We start from the raw sequence: 20,062 nt of genomic DNA, 5'->3' as shown, positions 1-20,062 counted from the left end.
AGTTGTCAAAATATTTTCAGAAATTCGATTGAAATGCGGTACCTGAGGCGGCGTTCGTCGGAGATGATCACACGGTGAGCGAACAGCGAGTCGACCTTGATGAGCGGTTTCGTGCCGAGGTATCGGCGCTGACACCGCAGCCGCGCCGTCCCGTCGAACAGCCGCTCGAGACGGGTGCTGGGCTGACCGGAACCCAGTGCCTGGAGCTGTTCGAATCGCAGGCGACGAGCAGGCATCTCGACCTGGCGGCGCGCCGTTTGGGCAATGCGAAACGCGGCTACTACAGCATCGGATCCTCCGGACACGAGGGCAATGCGGCGGTGGCGGCGGCCCTGCGCCCCACCGATCCGGCATTGCTGCACTACCGCTCCGGGGCGTTCTTCGTGCACCGGGCCATGCAGGTACCAGGCCTCGACCCCATCCGAGATGTGCTGCTCGGTGTGGTCGCCGCGGCCGCCGAACCGATATCCGGTGGCAGGCATAAGGTCTTCGGCAGCAAACCGGCGTCGGTGATACCGCAGACCTCCACCATCGCCTCACATCTGCCGCGCGCCGTCGGACTCGCCTTCGCGATCGAACGCGCGGCCCGACTCGGCGTCGCCTGCGAATGGCCGTCGGATTCGGTGGTGCTCTGCAGTTTCGGTGATGCCTCGGCCAATCACTCCACGGCCACCGGTGCCATCAATGCCGCGATTCATACTGCGCACCAAGGGGTTCCGCTGCCACTGCTGTTCGTCTGCGAGGACAACGGCATCGGCATCAGCGTCCCGACGCCGCCGGATTGGATCGAACAGGCCTATGGCATCCGCGTCGGCCTGCGGTACTTCGATGCCGACGGCTGCGATCTCCTCGACGCCGCGCTGACCGCCGTGGAGGCGGCCGATTGGGTTCGCGAAAGCCGTAAACCCGCCTTCCTCCACCTGCGTACCGTTCGCTTGCTCGGTCATGCCGGATCCGATGTCGAATCCGCCTACCGCCGCCCGGCCGATATCACCGCCGACCTCGTGCGCGATCCGGTCACCGCGACCGCGCGCCTCCTGGTCTCCTCGGGAGTTGCCACCCCAGCCGAAATCCTGGAACGCTACGACGATATCGGCGCGCGGGTCACCGCCACGGCCGAATCGGTCTGGCGCGAACCGAAACTGACATCCGCGGCCGACATCATGGCACCGTTGGCGCAGCTACACCCGGACATGGTGCGCGCCGACGTCTTCCGTCAAGGTTCGCTCCGGTCCGATATTCCCAACGGTGCGCGGCTCAGCCAGCGCGACGAAAGACCATGCGGCAACGGGCAATCGGGCACCGCCACGCCGGTCGCCGAGGTCACCGCCGGCGAGACGCCGCCGGACCGCACGAATACTCGCGACACGGCAAGCGCCACCACGGTCACTCACGACACCACAGCCGCATACGACACCGGAAGCGACAACACGTCCGCCAACGGCACGATGGAACATACGACGGCCAAGGGTGATCCGGTGACCTTTGCGCAGGCGGTCAACCAGACGCTCGCGGATCTGTTGGCGCGAGACGCCGATGTGCTCGTGTTCGGCGAGGATGTCGGGCAGAAGGGCGGCGTGTACGGCGTCACCAAAGGGCTGCGGAAGCAGTTCGGAGCGCGGCGGGTATTCGATACGCTGCTCGATGAGCAGAGTGTGCTCGGAACGGCTTTGGGTGCAGGACTCGCCGGATTCGTACCGATTCCGGAGATTCAATACCTCGCCTATGTGCACAATGCCGCCGACCAGTTGCGCGGCGAAGCCGCGACCCTGTCGTACTTTTCGCAAGGGCGATACCGGAATCCGATGGTCGTCCGGATCGCCGGATATGCCTATCAGAAGGGGTTCGGCGGTCACTTCCACAATGACAATTCCATTGCGGCACTGCGCGATATCCCGGGCCTGATCATCGCCTCCCCCGCCCGCGCCGATGATGCCGCCGCCATGCTCCGCACCTGTGTCTCCGCCGCCCGTGTCGACGGCCGGGTCTGCGTCTACCTCGAACCCATCGCCCTCTACCACACCCGCGACCTGTACCGTCCAGGCGACAACGCCTGGCTCGCAACGACCTCCGAGACCGATCACATCGCCATCGGCAGCGCCCGCGTCTACGGCGACGGCCGCGACCTCACCATTGTCACCTTCGCCAACGGCGTCCCCATGAGTCTGCGCGCGGCGCAACGCCTCTCAACGCAAGGCATCGATGTCCGAGTTCTCGACCTGCGCTGGCTCAATCCCCTCCCCATCGACGACCTCCTCCAGCACGCCCGCGCCACCGGGCGCGTGCTCATCGCCGATGAAACCCGCCGCACCGGCGGCATCTCCGAATCCATCTGCGCTGCCCTGATCGACGCGGGCTTCGACGGCCCGATCACCCGCGTCACCAGCCAAGACAGCTTCATCCCGCTAGGCCCCGCCGCCACCACCGTCCTCTTGGACGAACCCCGAATCGAGTCGGCCGCCACCAAACTGCTGACCGCCCGCTGAACCGCCCTTGCCCGTCTTTGCGGGACGGCATGGGCCGTCCATATCGCGGACCCGACGAATCGGACACCGGCGGATCCGACACGCGGAAGCCCCACTTCCGGTGAATCGGATTCGGCGGCACCCAAGGGGAAATACAGTGGAGCCTACGGTGACCAGCAGCGGAAGGGCACGGCTATGACGATGATGTCCATGCTCGGCGAGGTACGACCTGAACATGATCGGGCGATCGACGGAGAGCTCGTGCTCCTGCACTTTCTCCGATCCTTCCGGATGCCCGTACTCGACGTATGGTCCGCCTGCACCGAACGCCGCCAACTCGACCGCTGGTTCGGTGCGGTATCCGGCGGCAATGGCAATCTGACCATCGAACCGACCGACGGCCCGGTCCCCGGCCCGATCGCGATCCGCGTCGACGACTGCCGCGCACCGCACGATCTGGTCATCCACATCGACGGCGGCATTCTCGAACTGCATATGACCCAGGTCGGCGTCATAACCAATGTCGAACTGATCCGCCGCCACGTCTGCCCGACCGACGCGTGTTCGGTCGGACCCCGCTGGCAATACCTGCTGGACCGCGTCACCGCCTACCTCGAGCGCCGCCCCCTGCCGTCCTGGGCCGACTACCCCGAACTGACCAACGAATACCGCTGACCCGACGGCTGCGCGCGTTCGGACGGGGCCGCCGTCGATGCCGGTGGCGGCTAGGCGACGACGTCCGCGGAATTCGGGACCAGATCGCGCAGGTGGCCGAGGATCAGCGTATCGACCTCGTCGGTGCGTTCCAGCTGGACCAGATGTCCCGCGTCCGCGACCTTGGTGACGGCGCGCAGATCGGTGACGTTGGCGCGCAGGTTGGCCAGCGGATCCCGGCCGCTGAAGCCCTCCATATCCGGATCTCGGTCGCCGTAGAGGAAATAGGTGGGGACGGTGATCTGGGCTTCGGCGAATTCGGCGGTCAGTTCCCAGTTCCGGTCGAGGGCGCGGTACCAGTTGAGGCCGCCGGTAAAGCCGGTGTGCTCGAAATCCTGTGCCAGAGTGTCGAATTCGGCGATCGAGAGCCAACGCCACGGCAGCGGTGGCGCTTCGGGGAGGACGTCGAGGTAGCCGGTCCCTTCGGCGGGGAAGCGCCAGGTGTCGAGGTAGTGATAGTCGGCGCTCAGGGAAAAGTAGACGCGCGCCAGGAATTCCCTTGTGCGGCCGCCGAGTTCGGCATCGGCGATACCGGGCCGCTGAAAATAGTCGAGGTGCAGGAAGTGGCGTTCGGCGGCCTTGGCCCACAGCTGCGATGGCGCACGCGGCGGGCGCGGGGCATACGGATTATTGAGCACGATGACGCCGCTGACCCGTTCTGGTGCGCGCAGCGCCAGCTCCCACACCAGGGCCGCCCCGAAGTCCAGGCCGACGAAAACCGCCTGTTCCGCTCCGATGTCATCGAGCAGGCCGAGCAGATCGCCGATTACGGCCCGGTTGGTGTAGTCGTCGATACCGGCGGGCACCTCCGTGCGCCCATACCCACGCAAATCGGGCGCGATGGCCCGGTAGCCCGCTGCTGAGACGGCCTCGAGCTGGCGATGCCACATGAACCAGGTATGCGGGAAGCCGTGGCAGAAGATCACCGGATGCCCCTCGCCCTGTTCGGCGACGTGCATGCGGATGCCGCCACCCGTCACGAACCGATGAATCAAGTCCACAACGACCTCCAAAACCTAGAACGCGTTCTTGTTTCACGGTAGTGTCCCAGGATCGTGGACGGAATACCTCAGGTTCTCCGCGACAAGGTCGCGGTGGTGACCGGCGCGAGCCGCGGCATCGGCAAAGGCATCGCGCTGGAATTGGGCGCGGCGGGTGCGACGGTATACGTCACCGGGCGCTCGGCCACCCCCGGACGTCTGCCGGGGACCGTGCACGCGACCACCGCGGAGATCGACACGCTCGGCGGCACGGGCATTCCGGTCGTCTGCGATCACCGCGATGACGATGCGGTCGAGCGCCTCTTCGAGCGGATCCGCACCGAGCACGGCCGACTGGACGTGCTGGTGAACAATGTCTACAACTCCCCCGCCGCCGCACGCTGGCTCGGCAAACCGTTCTGGGAGGTGCCGCCGAAGGCGTGGGACGAAACCTTCGACGTCGGCGTCCGATCGCATTACACGGCAAGCTTTTTCGCGGCTCCCCTGCTGATCGAATCGGCGGGACTGATCGCCAATATCTCGTCCCCGGGCGCGGAGCGGTACATGCACAATGCGGTGTACGGCGTCGCCAAAGCCGCGTTGGACCGCCTCACCTCGGATATGGCCGACGATCTCGCCGACACCGGCGTCACCGTGGTATCGCTGTGGCCCGGCATCGTCGATACCGAACTGCTGCAACTGGTTCCACCCAATGCGAACGGCCGTCGCATCGTCACCCTCCCCGGCGAGGGCACCTACGACCTGGACGCCGCCGAATCCCCGCGCTTTCCCGGCCGCGCCGTCGTCGCACTGGCCGCCGATCCGAATCGCTGCGATCGCTCCGGATCATCTTGGCGCATAGCGGATCTCGCCGACGAATACGGTTTCACCGACGTCGATGGGCGTATCCCGCGCAGCGACTGACACCGTTCACGCGACGCCGAGGAAGCGCTGTACCGAGCGCAATGGTGTCGGCTTCACCCGCCAGGTCAAATAGATATGCGACTGTGGGGCGTCCACAATGTCGACATAGACCACGCCCGGATGCGGCGCCCGGGTGCGCGCCAGCACGGGCACGATCCCGATTCCGCGTTCGGCCGCCACGAGTTCGATCCACTCGTCGAAATTCGTGCAGGTAATGACGGTCCGGTTCGGATCGGGCGGATCCCACGATTCGGCGTTGGTGGTGCCGGAGACGGTATTGGCCACCAACGGACAGTGCGCGAGCTCGGCCCAGCGGACCTCGCCCGCACGCGCCAGCGGCGAGTGCACCGAGACCGCCAATACCCGCTGCTCGGAACCGATTTCGCGGGATTCGAGGTGGTGCGGCAGCCAGATATCGTTGCGGTGGATGGCGATATCGATCGACCGGTCGTCCAGTGCTGCCATCGGATCCTCCACCCGACGCAGCGAAATCCGGCCCCCGAGGGCCTCGTATTTGGTGCGGGTCGCGGCGAACCAGGCATCGGGCAGCAGCCAGGAGAACCCGACCTCGATCGTGGCGCGCCTGCGCAGATCCGCCTGGACGGTGTCGATATCGCCGATGATCCGCCTGCTGTGCTCCAGCAGTTCCTCTCCCTCTTCGGTCAGCTGGAAGCGCCGGGAGGTCCGTTCGATCAACCGACATTCGACGAGACGCTCCAATTGCTGGATGGTTCGGGTCAGCGCGGGCTGGCTGAGGTGCAGCCGGGCGGCGGCGCGGGTGTAGTTCGTCTCCTCACAAAGTGCGAGGTACGCCCGTAGGTGCCGCAGCTCGATATCCATGCGTCGAGCGTATACATCGTGCACAGAAAGCATTTCACAGCCATGCCAACGGACCATACCGTCGGTGGTTGTGACCGGATCAGTTCTGCTCGACACCCCGCGCCGCACCCTCGGACCAGCGTTCGCCGCCGGTACGGGTCTCGCCGCAGCCGTCGGTGTCGGCCGCTTCGCCTACACACCCCTACTGCCCGCGATGGTGGATGCGCACCGCATCGATGCCCATGACGGCGCGCTCATCGCCGCCGCCAACTACGCGGGCTATCTCGCAGGCGCGGTACTGCTCGCGCGGCTACCGAACCTCAACAGTCGCACGTCTTTTCGCGTTGCGGCCGGAGCACTGGTGGTCAGTGAGGCGCTGGTCGTGCTGCCGGGTCCCACCCTGATTCCGGCGCTGCTGCGACTGATCGCGGGCGTGGCCAGCGCGGTGATATTCGTGGGCTGTGCGGGTGCGATCGCGCGGCTCGGCGGGCACGGGGCGGGTATCGCCTTCGGTGGGGTCGGTTTCGGTATCGCTCTCACCGGGTTGCTGGCGCTGCTCGCGCGGCCGGTGCTGTCCTGGCAGGGGCTGTGGCTCGGCGCCGCCGGACTGACCGCCGTACTGCTGCTCCCGACATTCCGACTGGATATCCATGGCATTCGGACTGCCGAGGTGGTCGGCACCGATCGCCCGAGCACGGCCTGGCGGGCGCTGCTCATCGCATATTCGCTCGAGGGCGTCGGCTATATCGTGATCGGCACATTCCTGGTCGCCGCCGTGGGCGCGCACAATGCGGCGCTCGGCTCGGCGATATGGGTGATCGTCGGGGTGGCCGCCGCACCGGCGGTGCTCTGGGGCTTGGTCGCACGCCGCTGGTCGCCGGCGACCGCCCTCGTTCTCGCACTGCTCGCGCAGTGCCCGGCGGCGGCGCTGCTCGCCGGGTCCACGACCACCTGGCCCGCGATCGTCGCGGCGGCGCTGTTCGGTGGCACGTTCATGGGCATCACCATGGTGGCGATCCGGCTCGGCACCGAACTGACCGGCCACCGGGCCGCGGCCACGCTCACCGCGGGCTACGGCGCGGGGCAGATGCTGGGTCCCCTGGTGGTCGCGCCGGTCATCGGCGACGGTTATGCGCTGGCGTTCGGGATCGCGACCGCCGTGCTGGTGGCAGCGACGGTCGCGGCCGTCATCGTGTGCTCGCGATTCGCGCGAAACGATATCGCGCGGCAACTCAGGCGAACTTGATCTCCAGGCCGATGCCGAGGATGGCGATGAGCCAGATCAGGCCGGTGAAGATGGTGATGCGGTCGAGGTTCTTCTCGACGACGGTGGAACCGGACAGGCTGGACTGCACACCGCCACCAAACAAGCTGGACAGACCTCCACCCTTGGCGCGGTGCAGCAGCACCAGCAGCACCAGCAGCACGCTGGTGATGATCAGGAGGATATCCAGGAACATCCGCATGCCGGACAGTCTATGGGTGTGCATCCGTACCTGCATAATCACCCCGGGTGGAGACGACCTACGGCGTCTGTACCGCGACGAGGTGGGTGGTGGTGTCCCGGCCGATCATGAACTCCGCGACGGCGCGTTCTCGCAGCTGATCTTGGGCGGTGAGCCGCACCTGATGCTGGTGCATATGCTCCGACCAGGAGCGCACCACGAAGGCCTCCACGTAGCGGTCGACCACGCCGACATCGCGATACAACCGCCATTCCATCGCACCGGTGCGCTGCATGGACCGTCCGACGAACACCATGGCGGCGAGGTATTCCTCGACCTTCTCCGGCGGAACGTCATAGGTGCGCAGCACCAGCACCGGACCGTCCTCGGGATCCGGTTCGACGACCAGTTGCGGTTCGGGCCAAAAGGCGCTGGGGCTCAGATCCAGTTCCTCCGCATTATGGCGGATCGGCAGCCAGACCGAACTCACCGCGGATCCGGCCAACAGCACGGCGGCGGCGAGCAACGCCGCTACCGGCCCCACCGCGCCCGCGACCAGACCCCACACCAGCGACCCGAGCGCTTGGCCACCCATGAACACCAGCATGTACACCGACAACCCGCGCGCCCGTACCCATGCGGGCAGCAGTAGCTGCATGGTCGAATTCATCGTCGACATCGCCAGCAGCCACGCGAATCCGGCTCCGACCAGCAGCACCATGACGACCGGCACACTGTGCAGCACCGCGGCACCCACCGAGGCCGTGCCGAACAGGAGCGCGGCCGCGGTCAACCGCTGGGTGGGTGTCAACAGTGCGCGGACGCGCGACAAACCGACCGCACCCGTCACCGCGCCGAGTCCGAGCGCACCGAGCAGCAGACCGTAGCCCGATGAGGACAGCCCGAGTTCGTCGCGGGCGATGACCGGCAGCAGCGCCCACACCGCGCTCGCCGGAGCGATGAACAGGATCGAACGCAGCAGCACCCGGCGGATCGCGGGCGCGGCCCGAATGAATCGGGTACCCGCCTGCAATGCCGCCAGCGGCCGCTCACTGGGCAGCTTCCGTTCCTTCGTCGGCCTGCGCCAGCTGAGCAGCACCGTGACGATGCCGACGAACGACACCGCGTTCAGCGCGAACACCAGGGTCGGCCCCGACAGCGAGACCAGCACACCCGCGATCGCTGGTCCGACGGCCCGCCCGATATTGATATTCATGCTGCCCAGCGCCGCTGCGGACGGAATTTGCTCGCGCGCAACGAGTTCCGGTTGAATCGCCTGCCACGCCGGCCCGGTCAGCGCCTGCCCGCAGCCGAGCAGGAACAGCAAAGTCAACAACACACCGGGGGTGGTATGCCCGGTCGCCGTCGATACCGCGAGCACCGCCGCCAGCACCGCCATGGCCGACTGCGCCCCGAGCAACAACCTGCGTCGATCCAACAGATCCGCGAGCACACCCGATGGAATCGACAACAGCATCACCGGCAAGGTGGTCGCCGTCTGCACAAAAGCCACCAGTGTCGCGGCATTCGGCGCATCGACCAGAATCCACTGCGCCCCAACCGTCTGCATCCAGGTCCCGAGATTCGACACCAACTGCGCGGTCCACAGCGCCCGATAGATCCGCGACCGCAACGGCGCCCAGGTAGATAGCGGAGCAGCGGCATCAACAGTGGTCACGCGGCCGAGCATAATAGCGGCGACACACCGCACTTCACCATCGCTGAACGCATCCATCCCGCCCACGCACTGCTGAGCAGGCCCGCGACCAATTCGATCATCAAGATCGAAAAGCACATAGCCCAGGACGAATTGAGCATCGCGACCATCTGTCGCCGGAGACGGACGGCTGCTGACAATGCGCCGCATGCCACGTGATGTGATTCGCGTCATCGACGCGTTGGTACCAGCGATGCAGTTGCGGATCGCCCCAGGCACGGCCCACCACTGTCCGAGGTAGGTCGCTGGTTGGCGAAGACCTCCCCGGGGGCGCGGACGATCAGATCCAGTTCGAACAGGTCCGGCGGGTCCCTGATTACCCCGCTTCCACAGACAGCCGCCGTACCATCGGCTACATGTCCGCTACAACGGTGCGCGTCGGAATCATCCTGGCCATCGCGGCGGGGCTGCTGGCCGGTTGCTCGAACGAGGACAAGACGGAACGCAATCCGGCGACCACGCCGATGGGCCACACCTTCGTCTCGATCGGAGTCGAAGGTCACCAGATACCGGGCGGTGGACCGATGACGCTCACTTTCGCCGAAGGCAAGATCACGGCCAGTTCGGGCTGCAATACCGCCACCGGGACGGTCGACCTGGCCGAGGGCATTCTGCATGTCGACACCCTCGCCAGCACCCTGATGGCCTGTCCGGATGAGCGCAGCCAGGCCGACAGCTGGCAGGAAAACGTGCTCACCTCGCTGCCGAAATGGCGACTCGACGATGCGACACTGACGCTGACCGGGAAGGATACAACCGTCACCTTGCTGGACAAGAAGGTCGTGCAGCCCGATCAGCCGCTCATCGGCACCACCTGGATCGTCAGCGCCCTGCTGACGCCCGGAGCGCAGATCCGGTCACAGACCCTGGACGAGGTGAAACCGACACTCACCATCGCACCCGACGGCGCGGTGTCCGGCAGCGCCGGCTGCAACCGCATGACCGGACACGCCACAGCCACGCCCGCCGGCAATGGGTCCGATGTCACCTTCCAGATCGGCACCACCAAGACGATGTGCGCCCCGGAGATCATGGAGGTCGAGCAGGCCGTACTGAAGGCCCTCGACGGCAGGACAACGGCCACCATCGACGCGGACATCCTGACCCTGCGCAATACCAACGGCTTCGGCCTGACACTGCGCGCGGCATAACCGTGGCCGAGCACCGAAACAATTCCCGCACACCGGGTTTCCGCCGTCCGGTCGGCCGCACCTGGCAGGTCGAAGTCGGCCCGTGGCCGGATCTCCCGTCGGCCCATATCGAGAAGCTGCCCGCGCCGCCGTCATCGGTGACGCTCATCCGCTACGTCGAGCTCTATACCGCTGCCGGACTCATGCGCCGCGACGAATCCGGCCACTGGGATGCGGATACCATCGTGGCGCTACTCGCCGAGCGAGACGAATTCCTGCACACCACCTTCTCTTTGGGCTATATCGACCCCGATGGCGCACTCCTGGCCGAATGCTCGGTCGGCATCTCCGATACCGTGGCCATGCTGTACGTCGTGCACGCCACCGAGCAGCCCGCCGAACTGGCCCACCTGCTCCGCGGCACCCTGTACCGACTGCACGTGCACTACCCGGACGTGCGGACCGCCGAAGTCACGATGGACCCGCGCGACGAACCGTTCGAGCTGGCACTCACCGCCACCGGTTTCACGGTGCGCAACCACACCGCCTGATCCCGATGCCGATGCCCGGCACGCGATGACGTCGACTACTTGCGCGTCAGGATCACCCGGTCCGCGATCCGCTCGGCCTCCCCGGGCGGCGCGAAGTAGATCTCCATGGTCGCCCGATCGGCCGACTCCAGCCTGATCGTCGTCCGCATCGGAATCGTCTTGCCGACGAACTGCGGACCCAGCACACCCGGATCGGTAAACTCCCCCGCCATCACGATATCGGCATCGCCACCGCTGGCCTTGGCGCCCTTGTAGGTCATCATCATCGGCGTCACGCTATCCACCGTCGACCATTCGTAGCGGTCGTCGGTCGGCGAATAACCGAGTGTGCCGAGCCGGTAGTACGGCTTGCCGCCGAAGCTCCCCTCGGCCTCCTCCTGCATGAAGTTATTGCCCGTCTTGCCGATCCAGTGCCAGCGCGAGGTGATATCGCTCTTGATCGGATTGTCCGCGGTGCCGCCCGCGATGAATGTCGACTTCGCGCCGTTCCACTCACCCACCAGCTGATTCAGCTTCCGATGCCCGCCGTCCTGCTGAGTGGGGGTCGCCTCGGCACTCGAGGAGACCTGCGCGGAGGAGGAATCGCCGGAGCACCCGGCTCCGAACGCGGTGAACGCCAGTAGCGCAACCGTGACCAGTGCGCGCGCCTTAGTTGATCTCACGGGAAAATCCTTGTCGGCCTTGCTGATCAGAGACCCGACCAGCATCGCATCCCGGCGCCGACACGGCTCACCCCGAGCGGGAAGTCCCGACCGACGACAAAATGCAGATCAGCCCGGCATCACGCGATCGGGCGCGATACCGGGCTGATTCGAGCGTTCGCCCGTCAGGGCAGCGGACCACCCGCGGCAATAGCGGACAGCGTGGCGAATTCGTCGCCCTTGAGCGACGCACCGCCGACCAGCGCGCCGTCGATATCGGTCTGTGCGACCAACTCGCCGACGTTCTTGGCATTCACCGATCCGCCGTAGAGCACCCGCACACCCGCGGCAACCTCGGGCGAAGCCAATTCGACCAGCTCCGCGCGAATCGCGCCGCAGACCTCCTGCGCATCGGCAGGGGTGGCGACCTTACCGGTGCCGATGGCCCAGACCGGCTCGTAGGCGATGACGATCTTCGAAATCTCTTCGGCCGTCAGACCTTTGAGCGAGCCGCGCAGCTGCTCGAGGTTGTATTCCACGTGCGTCTTCGCCTCGCGGACATTGAGCCCCTCGCCGATGCACACGATGGGGGTGATGCCGTACTTCAGCGCCTGCTTGGCCTTGGCCAGCACGGTGGCATCGTCCTCGGAGTGGTACTGCCGTCGTTCTGAATGGCCGACCACCGCGAAGGTGCAACCCAGTTTGGCCAGCATGGCACCGCTGATCTCACCGGTGTAGGCGCCCTCGTCGTGGGTCGACACATCCTGCGCACCATAGGTGATCAGCAGCTTGTCACCCTCGACGAGGGTCTGCACGCTGCGGATATCGGTGAACGGCGGGATGACCGCGACATCGACCTTCGCGAAGTACTTCTCCGGCAGCGCGAATGCGATCTTCTGCACCAGGGCGATGGCCTCGAGGTGATTGAGGTTCATCTTCCAGTTGCCCGCGATGAGCGGTTTGCGTGCCATGGTTCAGTCCTCCAATACCGCGATACCGGGCAGTTCCTTGCCCTCGAGGTATTCCAGCGACGCACCGCCACCGGTCGAGATGTGCGAGAAGCCGTCCTCGGGCAGGCCGAGCGCGCGCACGGCCGCGGCCGAATCGCCACCGCCGACAACGGTGAACGCACCCTTACCGGTCGCGATCACGATCGCCTCGGCGACACCACGGGTGCCCGCGGCGAAGTTCTCGAACTCGAACACACCCATCGGGCCGTTCCAGAACACCGTCTTGGCCTCGGTGAGCAGTGCCGCGAATCGGTTCACCGATTCGGGACCGATGTCCAGCCCCAGCCAGCCGTCCGGAATCTCATTGGCGGGCACCACCTTCGAGTCCGCGTCGGCCGCGAACTTGTTCGCGACGACGATATCGCGCGGCAGGTGAATGACGTCCCCGTAGCGCTCCAGCAGCCCCTTGCAGGTCTCGATCATCTCCTCCTGAAGCAGCGAGCCGCCCACCGAGAGGCCCTGCGCGGCAAGGAAGGTGAAGCACATGCCGCCGCCGATCACCAGGGTGTCGACCTTGGGGGCCAGTGCCTCGATGACGGCCAGCTTGTCGGAGACCTTGGAACCACCGAGCACGACCGCGTACGGGCGTTCCGAGTTCTCGGTCAGCTTCGCCAGCACGTCGACCTCGGCCGCGACCAGCGTGCCCGCGTAATGCGGCAGCAGCTTGGCCACGTCATAGACCGAGGCCTGCTTGCGGTGCACAACACCGAAGCCATCGGAGACGAACGCACCGTCCTCGCCGACCAGCTCGACCAGCGCCGCGGCCAGCTTGGCCCGCTCCGCATCGTCCTTGCTGGTCTCGCGCGCGTCGAAACGCACATTCTCGAGCAGCAGCACGTCGCCGTCGGTGAGGCCCTCCGAGCGCGAGAGCGCGTCGTAGCCGACGACGTCACCGGCCAGCTGGACATTGCGGTCCAGCAGCTCGGCCAGCTTCGCGGCGACCGGGGCGAGGGAGAACTTCGGATCCGGCTCACCCTTCGGGCGGCCCAGATGCGCCGTGACGACCACCTTGGCACCGGCCTCGACCAACGCCCGCAGCGTGGGCACCGAGGCGATGATGCGACCGGGGTCGGTGATCTGGCCGTTGTCGTCGAGGGGGACGTTCAGGTCGGAGCGCACCAGCACGCCCCGACCCTCGACACCCTCGTTCAGCAGATCCTGGAGTGTCTTGACTGCCATGTGCGTCAGAGCGACTTGCCGACGAGGCCGATGAGGTCGGCGAGGCGGTTGGAGTAGCCCCACTCGTTGTCGTACCAGCCGACGACCTTCACCTGGTCATCGATGGTCTTGATCAGCGGTGCGTCGTAGATGCACGAGTGCGGGTCGGTGACGATGTCGCTGGAGACGATCGGGTCCACGTTGTACTTCAGAATGCCCTTCAGCGCACCTTCGGCGGCAGCCTTGTAGGCGGCGTTGATGTCGTCGATCGAGGCCGACTTGCTCAGGGTCACGGTGAGGTCGGTGACCGAGCCCGTCGGAACCGGGACGCGCAGCGCGTAGCCGTCGAGCTTGCCGTTGAGCTCCGGGAGCACCAGGCCGATGGCCTTCGCGGCGCCGGTGCCGGTGGGCACGATGTTCAGCGCGGCGGCGCGGGCCCGGCGCAGGTCGCTGTGCGGACCGTCCTGCAGGTTCTGGTCCTGGGTGTAGGCATGGATGGTGGTCATCAGACCACGCTCGATGCCGAAGCTGTCGTTGAGCACCTTCGCCAGCGGGCCGAGGCAGTTGGTGGTGCAGGAGGCGTTGGAGATGATGTTCTGGCTGCCGTCGTACTTGTCGTCGTTGACGCCCATGACGACGGTCAGGTCCTCGCCCTTGGCGGGCGCGGAGATGATGACCTTCTTGGCGCCCGCGGCGATGTGCCCCTTCGCCTTGGTCGCGTCGGTGAAGATGCCGGTGGATTCGACGACCACGTCGACGCCGAGGTCACCCCACGGCAGGGCAGAAGGGCCCTCCTTGATGGCCAGCGCCTTGATCCGCTGGTCGCCGACCACGATGGTGTCGTCGCCGTCCAGTGATACGTCCTGCGGCAAGCGGCCCAGGATCGAGTCGTACTTGAGCAGAGTGGCCAGCGTCGCGTTGTCGGTGAGGTCGTTGACCGCGACGATCTCGATGTCGGTGGTGCCGAGCGCCTTCTGCGCCTCCACCGCCCGGAAGAAGTTACGTCCGATACGACCGAAGCCGTTGATGCCTACCCGGACAGTCACGTTATCGCTCCTCAGCTTTCAAGCGGATTCATTCCGATGCCACAACCACAGTAGTGCCCGACCGTAACCTCTCCGACACGCACCTGGCATTCCTGAGTACGCGGGACCTGCGCAGACGTCGGCGCGCGTGGTTTCGGGGCACAAATCCGCGGTCCGTGCTCTTGTTTCGGCTCACCATGGAATCCGGCGCTCACCCCGGCCACGCGCGCCCTAGCGGGTCCGACACGCGCCACCGCGCCGGACTTCGGAAACGTTCAGCCGGGTGGACAGCCCAGCCTGGAAAAAAGCCGAATCGCCGCCCCGTGGGGCGGCGATTCGGCTCACGCTTCGTCGAGCAGTTCGGCGGTGACGGCCGATTCGGTATCCGGTACCCCCAGTTCCTTGGCTCGGCGGTCGGCCATCGACAGCAATCGCCGAATCCGGCCTGCCACAGCGTCTTTCGTCATCGGCGGATCGGCGAGCTGGCCCAGCTCCTCCAGCGACGCCTGGCGGTGCTGCACTCGCAGCTTGCCCGCCGCGGCCAAATGGTCGGGCACCTCATCGCCCAGGATCTCCAGTGCGCGTTCGACTCTCGCCGCCGCGGCGACCGCGGCGCGGGCCGAGCGGCGCAGATTCGCATCGTCGAAATTGGCGAGGCGGTTCGCGGTGGCCCGCACCTCGCGGCGCAGCCTGCGCTCCTCCCAGACGATCCGGGTGTCCTGCGCACCCATGCGGGTCAGCAGCGCGCCGATCGCCTCGCCGTCGCGCACTACGACCCGATCGGTGCCGCGCACCTCACGCGCCTTGGCGGTGATGCCGAGCCGCCGCGCCGCACCGACCAGCGCGAGCGCCGCCTCCGGACCGGGGCAGCTGACCTCGAGTGCCGATGAGCGACCCGGTTCGGTGAGCGAGCCGTGTGCGAGAAACGCTCCGCGCCAAGCCGCTTCGGCATCGCCGATACTGCCGCCGACGACCTGCGCCGGCAGCCCGCGCACCGGACGGCCGCGCACATCGAGCAGACCGGTCTGTCTCGCCAGCGCCTCACCCTCCTTGGACACCCGCACCACATACCGCGAGGTCTTGCGCAGGCCGCCCGCGCCGAGCACGTGCACATCGGAGCCGTAGCCGTATAACTCGAAGATCTCCCGGCGCAGTCTGCGCGCGATGGAGCCCATATCCACCTCGGCCTCGACGATCACCCGCCCGCCGACGATGTGCAGGCCGCCCGCAAACCGCAGCAGCGCAGACAGTTCCGCCTTGCGAGAACTCACCTGCGAGACCGTGAGCCTGCTCAGCTCGTCCTTCACTTCGGCTGTCATCGCCACGAGACGCGCTCCTTTCCACCCAACCCGGAACGCACATCCTGACCCATGTGCCGTCCCTCGACTCGAAGCCCTGCCATATGTGGCCGAGGTTGCCGGATCAGCTGATCCAGTGCGGCGGCAAGCTTTCCGGGGTGATGCCGGTCGGTGCCCGCTTCGGCGACATCGGAAAAGGTTACTCGTGCCCGCAATTGTTCGGCAGCCCTGGCCACATGTTCTCTTTCGCGACCCTCCGGCACCGACCCGGAATCGACCAGTACCTCGTCGACCACGAATTCCGGTGCGTGCTGGGACAATACATGCAGATGGCGCTCCGCGGAGAAACCCGCCGTTTCTCCGGGCTCAGCGGCGAGATTCAACACCAGCACCTTGCGCGCCCTGGTATAGACCAGCGCGTCACGCAATTCGGGCACGAGCACATGCGGAATCACACTGGTGAACCAGGAACCCGGGCCGAGCACAACGACATCGGCGTGTTCGATGGCCGAGGTCGCCTCCGGGCTGGCGGGCGGATCGGACGGAATCAGCCGCACGCGCCGCACCTTACCCGGTGTGGTCGCGATGGCAACCTGGCCGCGAATGCAGCGGCTCACGCGCGGATCCGCTTCCAGCCCAGAGACATCCGCCTCGATATCCAATGCGATGGGCGACATGGGCAGCACGCGACCGGTGATTCGCAACAGCTTGGCGACCTCGTCGAGCGCGGCGACCGGATCGCCGAGCACCTCGGTCAGACCCGCGAGGATCAGATTGCCGACCGAATGTCCGGCCAGCGCACCGGTGCCGCCGAAGCGATGCTGCACGGTGCGGGTCCAGACGTCGTCGCCGTCCGCGGCCAGCGCCGCCAGGGCCATGCGCAGATCGCCGGGCGGTGGCACACCGAGTTCGGACCGTAGCCTGCCCGAGGAACCCCCGTCGTCGGCGACGGTGACCACGGCACAGATCTTCCTGCTGAGCCGTCGCACCGCGGTGAGCGTCGCGTACAGACCGTGCCCGCCACCGAGCGCAACAATGGCGGGATCCGATTCCCACCCCGTCATTCGCGCCCCAGATCCCGATGCACGACCCGCACGACGTCGGCGGGACCGGATTCGGCGGTCTGTGACCCGATGAGTTCGCCGAGCGCCTCGGCTATCGCCACGCTGCGGTGTTTGCCTCCGGTGCAGCCCACTGCCACCGTCATGTATCGCTTCCCCTCTTGGCGGTAACCATTCGTCGTCAGGTCGACCAGGTGGTGGCAAGTGCTCAGGTAATCGGCCGCGCCGGGACGCGACAATACATACTCGCTGACCACGGTCTCCTGTCCCGAATGTTCGCGAAGTTCCGGTATCCAATGCGGATTGGGTAGAAAACGCACATCCAACACCATGTCCGCATCAAGTGGAACCCCGTACTTGAATCCGAACGACTGCACCGTCAACTGCAGCGCGGTGGGCGCGCCGCCGCCATAGGCCTCCTCCAACTTGCGGTGCAACTGGTGGATCGACAGCTCGGTGGTGTCGATGACCAGGTCGGCCGCCGTTTTCACGGCGGAGAGGCGAATCCGTTCGGCTGCGATGCCCGCCGAGAGCGTACCGTCGGCGCTCTCGCTCTGCAGCGGATGACGGCGGCGAGCGAAGCCGAAACGCCGGATCAGCACGTCATCGGAGGCTTCCAGGAACAGGATCCTGGTGCGCACCCCCGAGGATCGCAGCTGCTCGGTGACGGCCGAGAGATCGCCGGTGAAGAATCGGCTCCGCACATCCATGACCAGGGCGAGCCTACGGATCGGCGGATCGGCGGAGGCGCCCAGCTCGACCATCCGCCCGATCAGCTCCGGCGGCAGGTTATCGGCGACATACCAGCCGAGATCCTCGAGCACGCGGGCCGCGGTGCCGCGGCCCGCGCCGGATAGGCCGGTCACGATCACCACTTCGACCTGCGGCTGGGGCGGATTGCCGTCGCCACGTTCGACAGGTGCGCCGAGAGAGCCCGCGGGGCCGGTCCGCCCAGCGGTCGACCGCGGGCTGCCCGCACTGTTGTTCGATTCGACGCGTGTCATGTCCTACCGGATCTGTGTCAGGGTGCCTGTCGATCATCCCGCACCGGTTCCGGTATCGGGCGCAGACACACAACGTAGGTGTCTTTATTCCTCCCGCAACGCGGCCAAAACGGCCTTCGCGGTGGCCACACCGATGCCGGGCACCTCGGTGATCTGCTCGACCGTGGCCTCCTTCAGTTTGGCCACCGACCCGAAGTGGGTGACAAGCGCGGTCCGGCGGGACTCGCCGAGACCGCGCACCGAGTCCAGTGCGGACGCGGTCATCCTTCGGGAGCGTTTGCTGCGATGGAAGGTGATGGCGAAGCGGTGCGCCTCGTCGCGCACCCGCTGCAATAGATATAGCGACTCGCTATTGCGCGGCATGATCACCGGATCGCTCTCTCCCGGCACCCACACCTCCTCGAGTCGTTTGGCCAGGCCGATCACCGCGACATCGGTGATGCCGAGTTCGTCGAGGACCTCCGCGGCGGCCGCGACCTGGGGTGCACCGCCGTCCACAACATAGAGGTTCGGCGGGTAGGCGAACTTTCGTGGGCGGCCGGTGCGCGGGTCGATGCCCGGGCGGGAGGTGAGTTCGAGGTCCTCGGCGCCGGAGGCGATCTCTTCGGCCGCGACGTCCTCGGCCGCGAGCTCGTCGCGTTCGCGGCGCAATCGGTAGAACCGCCGCCTGGTCACCTCCGCGATGCTGCCGACATCGTCGGAGCGACCTTCGCCCGCGGCCTCCTTGATCGCGTAGTGGCGATACTCGGACTTGCGCGGCAGGCCGTCCTCGAACACCACCAGCGAGGCCACTACATCGGTGCCCTGCACGTGGCTGATATCCACACATTCGATTCGTAGCGGTGCGCTGTCCAGATCGAGGGCATCTTGAATGTCTTGCAGCGCAGCGGATCTCGATGTCAGATCGCCCGCGCGCTTGAGCTTGTGCTGGGCCAGCGCCTCCATCGCGTTGCGCTGCACGGTTTCGGCGAGTGCCTTCTTGTCACCGCGCTGCGGTACCCGCAGCCGCACCGCCGACCCGCGCAGTGTGCTCAGCCACTCCTGAACCTGTTCGGCGTCGGCGGGCAGTTCCGGCACCAACACCTCGCGTGGCACCACCGTGGCCGGCTGTTCGTCGCCGCCCTGTTCGGCCTGCGCCACCTGCTCGCCGTAGAACTGGGTCAGGAACTGCTCGACCAGCGCGGCGACCTCGCCACCGGCCGCGTGGCCGTCGATCGCGTCGCCGGATTTGTCCACCACCCAGCCGCGCTGGCCGCGTACCCGACCGTCGCGGACGTGGAAGACCTGCACCGCCACCTCCAACTCGTCGGTGGCGAAGGCGATCACATCGGCGTCGGTGCCGGTCCCGAGCACAACGGCCTGCTTCTCCAGTGCCCGCCGCAGCGCCTGGACATCGTCGCGCAACCGGGCGGCGGTCTCGAAATCCAGCTCCTCGGCGGCGTCGTGCATCCGGCGCTCGAGGTCGCGCACCATGCGATCGGTGCGGCCGGCCAGGAAGTCGCAGAAGTCCTCGACGATCCGCCGATGCTCATCGGCATCGACCCGCCCGATACACGGGGCCGAGCATTTGTCGATATAGCCGAGCAGACACGGCCGTCCGATCTGGTTGTGCCGCTTGAAGACTCCATTGGAGCAGGTGCGGGCGGGGAATACCCGCAGCAGCAGATCCAGGGTCTCCCGAATGGCCCAGGCGTGCGCGTAGGGCCCGAAGTAGCGCACCCCCTTCTTGCGGGCACCGCGATAGACGAACAGCCGCGGGTACTCCTCGTTCAAGGTGACCGCGAGCACCGGGTACGACTTGTCGTCGCGATAGCGCACATTGAATCGCGGATCGAACTCCTTGATCCAGTTGTATTCCAGCTGAAGGGCTTCCACCTCGGTGGAGACCACGGTCCACTCGACACTCGCCGCCGTCGTGACCATCTGCCGGGTACGCGGATGCAGCGACGCCACATCGGCGAAGTACGAATTCAGCCTGCTCCGCAGGCTCTTCGCCTTGCCGACATAGATCACACGCCCGTGTGCGTCCCGGAATTTGTAGACACCGGGTTCAACGGGAATCGTGCCCGGCTTCGGCCGGTAGGTCGCGGGATCTGCCACGAATCCAAGCCTATCGACCG

Annotated in this window: 18 protein-coding genes; 6 read left to right on the top strand and 12 right to left on the bottom strand. The window is 66.4% G+C overall.

What is annotated here, in order from left to right; genetic code table 11:
• Positions 1-74: 74 nt before the first annotated feature.
• Positions 75-2,486 carry a thiamine pyrophosphate-dependent enzyme gene (locus tag ACQP2D_RS15520; RefSeq protein ID WP_433684390.1) on the top strand — a complete coding sequence of 804 codons (2,412 nt, stop codon included), beginning with the start codon at positions 75-77 and terminating at the stop codon, positions 2,484-2,486.
• A gap of 270 nt (positions 2,487-2,756) precedes the next feature.
• A complete protein-coding gene (locus tag ACQP2D_RS15515) occupies positions 2,757-3,140 on the top strand; it encodes a hypothetical protein (protein ID WP_433684389.1) in 384 nt (127 codons plus the stop codon).
• 50 nt (positions 3,141-3,190) lie between these two features.
• Here the strand turns inward: ACQP2D_RS15515 and ACQP2D_RS15510 are convergent, their stop codons facing one another.
• A complete protein-coding gene (locus tag ACQP2D_RS15510; RefSeq protein WP_433684388.1) occupies positions 3,191-4,180 on the bottom strand; it encodes an alpha/beta fold hydrolase in 990 nt (329 codons plus the stop codon).
• 54 nt (positions 4,181-4,234) lie between these two features.
• Between ACQP2D_RS15510 and ACQP2D_RS15505 the strand changes: the two genes are divergently transcribed.
• Positions 4,235-5,083: an SDR family NAD(P)-dependent oxidoreductase gene (locus tag ACQP2D_RS15505; protein WP_433684387.1), complete on the top strand. Its 849-nt coding sequence runs from the start codon at positions 4,235-4,237 to the stop codon at positions 5,081-5,083.
• A gap of 6 nt (positions 5,084-5,089) precedes the next feature.
• Here ACQP2D_RS15505 and ACQP2D_RS15500 read toward each other — a convergent pair whose 3' ends face one another.
• Positions 5,090-5,923, bottom strand: a complete 834-nt coding sequence (locus tag ACQP2D_RS15500) for a LysR family transcriptional regulator (protein ID WP_433684386.1) — start codon at positions 5,921-5,923, stop codon at positions 5,090-5,092.
• Positions 5,924-5,993: 70 nt separating this feature from the next.
• Between ACQP2D_RS15500 and ACQP2D_RS15495 the strand changes: the two genes are divergently transcribed.
• Positions 5,994-7,148, top strand: coding sequence for a YbfB/YjiJ family MFS transporter (locus ACQP2D_RS15495; protein ID WP_433684385.1), 1,155 nt, complete (start codon positions 5,994-5,996; stop codon positions 7,146-7,148).
• Here the strand turns inward: ACQP2D_RS15495 and secG are convergent.
• Positions 7,135-7,368, bottom strand: a complete 234-nt coding sequence (gene secG, locus ACQP2D_RS15490) for a preprotein translocase subunit SecG (RefSeq protein ID WP_062991810.1) — start codon at positions 7,366-7,368, stop codon at positions 7,135-7,137. The genes ACQP2D_RS15495 and secG overlap by 14 nt on opposite strands.
• 58 nt (positions 7,369-7,426) lie before the next feature.
• The gene (locus ACQP2D_RS15485; protein ID WP_433685665.1) at positions 7,427-9,037 is read right to left on the bottom strand and encodes an MFS transporter; all 1,611 of its coding nucleotides are present in this window, start codon (positions 9,035-9,037) and stop codon (positions 7,427-7,429) included.
• A gap of 383 nt (positions 9,038-9,420) precedes the next feature.
• Here ACQP2D_RS15485 and ACQP2D_RS15480 point away from each other — a divergent pair, with 383 nt between their 5' ends.
• Together ACQP2D_RS15480 and ACQP2D_RS15475 are read left to right on the top strand one after the other, a co-directional pair.
• Positions 9,421-10,215 carry an META domain-containing protein gene (locus tag ACQP2D_RS15480; RefSeq protein WP_433684384.1) on the top strand — a complete coding sequence of 265 codons (795 nt, stop codon included), beginning with the start codon at positions 9,421-9,423 and terminating at the stop codon, positions 10,213-10,215.
• Between the two features lie 2 nt (positions 10,216-10,217).
• The gene (locus ACQP2D_RS15475; protein ID WP_433684383.1) at positions 10,218-10,745 is read left to right on the top strand and encodes a hypothetical protein; all 528 of its coding nucleotides are present in this window, start codon (positions 10,218-10,220) and stop codon (positions 10,743-10,745) included.
• Between the two features lie 35 nt (positions 10,746-10,780).
• Here ACQP2D_RS15475 and ACQP2D_RS15470 read toward each other — a convergent pair whose 3' ends face one another.
• From ACQP2D_RS15470 to uvrC, 8 genes are all read right to left on the bottom strand, one after another.
• Positions 10,781-11,407 carry a DUF1579 family protein gene (locus tag ACQP2D_RS15470; protein ID WP_433684382.1) on the bottom strand — a complete coding sequence of 209 codons (627 nt, stop codon included), beginning with the start codon at positions 11,405-11,407 and terminating at the stop codon, positions 10,781-10,783.
• Positions 11,408-11,571: 164 nt separating this feature from the next.
• A complete protein-coding gene (tpiA, locus tag ACQP2D_RS15465) occupies positions 11,572-12,357 on the bottom strand; it encodes a triose-phosphate isomerase (RefSeq protein ID WP_433684381.1) in 786 nt (261 codons plus the stop codon).
• A 3-nt stretch (positions 12,358-12,360) separates the two neighbouring features.
• A complete protein-coding gene (locus tag ACQP2D_RS15460) occupies positions 12,361-13,575 on the bottom strand; it encodes a phosphoglycerate kinase (protein WP_433684380.1) in 1,215 nt (404 codons plus the stop codon).
• Between the two features lie 5 nt (positions 13,576-13,580).
• Positions 13,581-14,600 (bottom strand): type I glyceraldehyde-3-phosphate dehydrogenase, encoded by a 1,020-nt coding sequence (gene gap / locus ACQP2D_RS15455; protein ID WP_433526538.1) that lies wholly within the window; start codon positions 14,598-14,600, stop codon positions 13,581-13,583.
• A gap of 320 nt (positions 14,601-14,920) precedes the next feature.
• On the bottom strand, positions 14,921-15,904 hold the full coding sequence (whiA, locus tag ACQP2D_RS15450; protein WP_040692075.1) for a DNA-binding protein WhiA: 984 nt from the start codon (positions 15,902-15,904) through the stop codon (positions 14,921-14,923).
• Positions 15,895-16,941 carry a gluconeogenesis factor YvcK family protein gene (locus ACQP2D_RS15445; protein ID WP_433684379.1) on the bottom strand — a complete coding sequence of 349 codons (1,047 nt, stop codon included), beginning with the start codon at positions 16,939-16,941 and terminating at the stop codon, positions 15,895-15,897. Before ACQP2D_RS15445 ends, whiA begins: the two co-directional genes overlap by 10 nt.
• On the bottom strand, positions 16,938-17,942 hold the full coding sequence (gene rapZ, locus ACQP2D_RS15440; RefSeq protein ID WP_433684378.1) for an RNase adapter RapZ: 1,005 nt from the start codon (positions 17,940-17,942) through the stop codon (positions 16,938-16,940). Before rapZ ends, ACQP2D_RS15445 begins: the two co-directional genes overlap by 4 nt.
• An 84-nt stretch (positions 17,943-18,026) precedes the next feature.
• Positions 18,027-20,042 (bottom strand): excinuclease ABC subunit UvrC, encoded by a 2,016-nt coding sequence (gene uvrC / locus ACQP2D_RS15435; protein ID WP_433684377.1) that lies wholly within the window; start codon positions 20,040-20,042, stop codon positions 18,027-18,029.
• Positions 20,043-20,062 lie beyond the last annotated feature (20 nt).

The sequence above is a fragment of the Nocardia sp. CA-119907 genome, from assembly GCF_050955995.1.
GTDB lineage: Bacteria > Actinomycetota > Actinomycetes > Mycobacteriales > Mycobacteriaceae > Nocardia.
The sequence above is the reverse complement of the archived record's forward strand: the minus strand, read 5'-3'. Positions and strand labels throughout refer to the sequence as shown.

Bases quoted from the DNA above. Each gene is read 5' to 3' on its own strand.
- ACQP2D_RS15515 (WP_433684389.1), top strand. From the start codon at position 2,757: ATGCCCGTACTCGACGTATGGTCCGCCTGCACCGAACGCCGCCAACTC.
- ACQP2D_RS15500 (WP_433684386.1), bottom strand. From the start codon at position 5,923: ATGGATATCGAGCTGCGGCACCTACGGGCGTACCTCGCACTTTGTGAG.
- secG (WP_062991810.1), bottom strand. From the start codon at position 7,368: ATGCGGATGTTCCTGGATATCCTCCTGATCATCACCAGCGTGCTGCTG.
- ACQP2D_RS15485 (WP_433685665.1), bottom strand. From the start codon at position 9,037: ATGCTCGGCCGCGTGACCACTGTTGATGCCGCTGCTCCGCTATCTACC.
- ACQP2D_RS15480 (WP_433684384.1), top strand. From the start codon at position 9,421: ATGTCCGCTACAACGGTGCGCGTCGGAATCATCCTGGCCATCGCGGCG.
- tpiA (WP_433684381.1), bottom strand. From the start codon at position 12,357: ATGGCACGCAAACCGCTCATCGCGGGCAACTGGAAGATGAACCTCAAT.
- ACQP2D_RS15460 (WP_433684380.1), bottom strand. From the start codon at position 13,575: ATGGCAGTCAAGACACTCCAGGATCTGCTGAACGAGGGTGTCGAGGGT.
- ACQP2D_RS15445 (WP_433684379.1), bottom strand. From the start codon at position 16,941: ATGACGGGGTGGGAATCGGATCCCGCCATTGTTGCGCTCGGTGGCGGG.
- rapZ (WP_433684378.1), bottom strand. From the start codon at position 17,942: ATGACACGCGTCGAATCGAACAACAGTGCGGGCAGCCCGCGGTCGACC.